This window comes from Arthrospira sp. PCC 8006 (assembly GCF_046480465.1).
In the GTDB taxonomy this organism is placed as follows: domain Bacteria; phylum Cyanobacteriota; class Cyanobacteriia; order Cyanobacteriales; family Microcoleaceae; genus Limnospira; species Limnospira platensis.
Genome location: NZ_PKGG01000347.1, coordinates 1 through 3477, shown reverse-complemented (window position 1 = coordinate 3477; position 3477 = coordinate 1). Strand labels below are relative to the sequence as shown.

At 47.7% G+C, this 3477-nt stretch carries 3 protein-coding genes; all 3 read right to left on the bottom strand.

Annotated features, from left to right (window positions below; genetic code table 11):
• Positions 1–169 precede the first annotated feature (169 nt).
• Positions 170–496 carry a hypothetical protein gene (locus tag B9T16_RS26970; protein ID WP_172973404.1) on the bottom strand — a complete coding sequence of 109 codons (327 nt, stop codon included), beginning with the start codon at positions 494–496 and terminating at the stop codon, positions 170–172.
• Positions 497–574: 78 nt separating this feature from the next.
• Positions 575–1603 carry a GUN4 domain-containing protein gene (locus B9T16_RS26965; protein ID WP_410246204.1) on the bottom strand — a complete coding sequence of 343 codons (1029 nt, stop codon included), beginning with the start codon at positions 1601–1603 and terminating at the stop codon, positions 575–577.
• Between the two features lie 164 nt (positions 1604–1767).
• Positions 1768–3027 carry a GUN4 domain-containing protein gene (locus B9T16_RS26960; protein WP_410246203.1) on the bottom strand — a complete coding sequence of 420 codons (1260 nt, stop codon included), beginning with the start codon at positions 3025–3027 and terminating at the stop codon, positions 1768–1770.
• Between the last annotated feature and the right edge of the window lie 450 nt (positions 3028–3477).

Sequence of the window (3477 nt, the reverse complement as noted above, 5' to 3'; positions counted from 1 at the left end):
ATCATAGCAATACAAACAGTATCATGATAAAMTCTTTGGCGGGCATTAAATGCGTCCCATTTATATTAAATTTATGTCGGATAGCGACGGCGATCAATGTGATTTGGGTGGGCTATGATATGATTCTATATATTATAACTCACGAATGCCACTCGCTGTCAACACTTCATTAAGGGTTAATTCCCACTGTGGGAAAGTGGGGGACAAAATGCGATCGCTCTACTCCTGACATGGTAATGATGAACGGTGTTGACATTTCATTAACATTTTCATTGGTCAACGGTGTTGACATTTCATTAACGCACCCTACTCCTTTGTAGGGTGGGTTAGGGTAGCGTAACCCACCGCCAATTGAGAGTAGGAGTGGTGTTGACATTTCATTAACATTTTCATTGGTCAACGGTGTTGACATTTCATTAACGCACCCTACTCCTTCGTAGGGTGCGTTAGGGTAGCGTAACCCACCGCCAATTGAGAGTAGGAGTGGTGTTGACATTTCATTAACATTTTCATTGGTCAACGGTGTTGACATTTCATTAACGCACCACTAGGGACTGCCTGAAGTCGTTATATGCTACAGTTTACAAGTCTGTGCGCGACAGAAGAGTGCCACCCCACTTTCCAAAAAAACCCCCCAATACTCATCCATCGCCATTCCGGGGAGATGGCCCAGGGGAGCTGCCGCCGAAAACGTGCAATCAGACCATGATATATACGACCCATTCACTCGCCATCCCACCTCCCCGCAATAGCGCTCCCATATTGTATCACCTGGATAGCTTCCATCAGGCAATCCTCCACAATTGATGTAAATTTGCTTCTGGACACTAAACCCGAAGCGTCCCCTGCTGTGTTTGACCCAAAGACCATCGATGATTCGCAAATCCTCGCCGGGAAAGTTTTTGATATCATCGTTGTATAAATATCCCCCGGTTTTTCCCGCCACCCTCCACATCATCTTAGTCGTTTCTTCGTCGGCTGCTTTCCACTCACCTGATTTCAATAATCTGTCGAGTTCGCTATAGTCAAAACCAGAAGAAGACACGATGGGAGTAATGTCTGCCACGGCTTCAGTTATCGACTTGAGTTGAGATGCGATCGCTTCTATCTGTGACGATTGGGATTGGAGTTGAGATGCGATCGCTTTTCTCTGGGATTTTAGTTGAGAGGCGATCGCTTTTCTCTGGGATTTTAGTTGAGAGGCGATCGCTTCATTCTGGGATTTTAGTTGAGAGGCGATCGCTTCATTCTGGGATTGGAGTTGAGATGCGATCGCTTGACTCTGGGATTGGAGTTGAGATGCGATCGCTTCTATCTGCGATTCTAGCCGTGATTGAGTAGTGGTAAAACCGTCAATTTTCCGGGTGGTCTCATCTAACTGAGATTGCACTTTAGAGACCATCAACTGTGCGGACTCTACCTGAGACTGAGACAATTGCCAAACCCCCTTGGCGGCGGCAATGCGTTTTTTCTCCTTCTCCAAAAACCCGGACGGTATCCCATCAATCACAGGGGGATAGGGTGTCAGGTCATAACCACACACGGAACAGGTTTCCACCTCATTTGGTGTATATTCCGTTTCACAAACGGGACATTTCGCCATCATTCTCAACCCCGATAAATCACGACAACCGGGCGGGGGGAAACCCGGCTTTATGCTATGATAACCCACCGAGAGGAACTAGAAACCGGGTAGAAACGGACATCTTTCGGATTTACCCATAACCCTGATAGAAACCGGGTTTCTTCACCTGAAGTGCTTATATGCTACAGTCTGCAAGTCTCTGCGCGAGAGAAGAGTGCTAACCTACGCCTTACCAGTCCCACACCAAAACCCAACCACCAACCAACCCCAACAAAACGGGCGGGAAGATGGCCCAGGGGAGCAGCCGCCGAAAACGTGCAATCAGACCATGATATATACGACCCATTCATTCGCCATCCCACCTCCCCGCAATAGCGCTCCCATATTGTATCACCTGGATAGCGTCCATCAGGCAATCCTCCACAATTGATGTAAATTTGCTTCTGGACACTAAACCCGAAGCGTCCCCTGCTGTGTTTGACCCAAAGACCATCGATGATTCGCAAATCCTCGCCGGGAAAGTTTTTGATATCATCGTCGTCTAAATATCTCCTAGAGGTTTTTCCCGCCACCCTACACATCATCTTAGTCGTTTCTTCGTCGGCTGCTTCCCACTGGCCTGATTTCAATAATCTGTCGAGTTGGCTATAATCAAAACCAGAGGATGAAGACACGATGGGAGTAATGTCTGCCACGGCTTCAGTTATCGACTCGTCGAGTTGAGATGCGATCGCTTGACTCTGGGATGGGAGTTGAGATGCGATCGCTTGACTCTGGGATGGGAGTTGAAATGCGATCGCTTGACTCTGGGATTGGAGTTGAGATGCGATCGCTTCTACCTGGGATTCTAGGCGTGATAGCAATTGGGATTGAGATGCGATCGCTTGACTCTGGGATTGGAGTTGAGATGCGATCGCTTGACTCTGGGATTGGAGTTGAGATGCGATCGCTTGACTCTGGGATTGGAGTTGAGATGCGATCGCTTGACTCTGGGATTGGAGTTGAGATGCGATCGCTTGACTCTGGGATTGGAGTTGAGATGCGATCGCTTGACTCTGGGATTGGAGTTGAGATGCGATCGCTTGACTCTGGGATGGAAGTTGAGATGCGATCGCTTGACTCTGGGATGGAAGCTGAGATGCGATCGCTTGACTCTGGGATGGGAGTTGAGATTGGGATTGGGTAAAACCGTAAATGTTCCGGGTCATCTCATATAAATAAGACTGCAGGTGAGAGACCATCAACTGTGCGGACTTTACCTGAGACTGAGACGATTTCCAAACCCGCTTGGCGACGGCAATGCGTTTTTTCTCCTTCTCCCACAACTCGGACGGTATCTCGTCAATAGGGGGATAGGGGGTCAGGTCATAACCACACACGGAACAGGTTTCGACCTCATTTTCTGTATATTCGGTTTCACAAACAGAACATTTCGTCATCATTCCCAACCCTGATAAATCACGACAACCGGGTGTAGGGAAACCCGGCTTTATGCTATGATAACCCACCGAGAGGAACTGAGAAACTCGGTTACGACGGACATATTTCGGTATTTACCTATAACCCTGATATAAACCGGGTTTCTTCACTCAGTGGGAAAAAGACATCTCCCGGACAGATGAAACTTCCTGGGAATATTCCGGAAACGCGAAAGTACAGAGGTTACAGAAGTGGCCTAAAAGTTTGTCAAAGCCAATGGCTACCGCTTTGAGTGGAGTGCGAGGCATCGAATAGGGGGAGGTGCCGATGTTTCTGTGAAAAAGTTGCCGAAAACAAGAACTTGACAACTACCTGAAGTGCTTAGAAGTGCTTATATGTTAAAGGTTAACAAGTCTGTGCGCGAGAGAAGAGATGTAAAAGTACTATAGTGCCCGGTATAACTTGGGAGATGG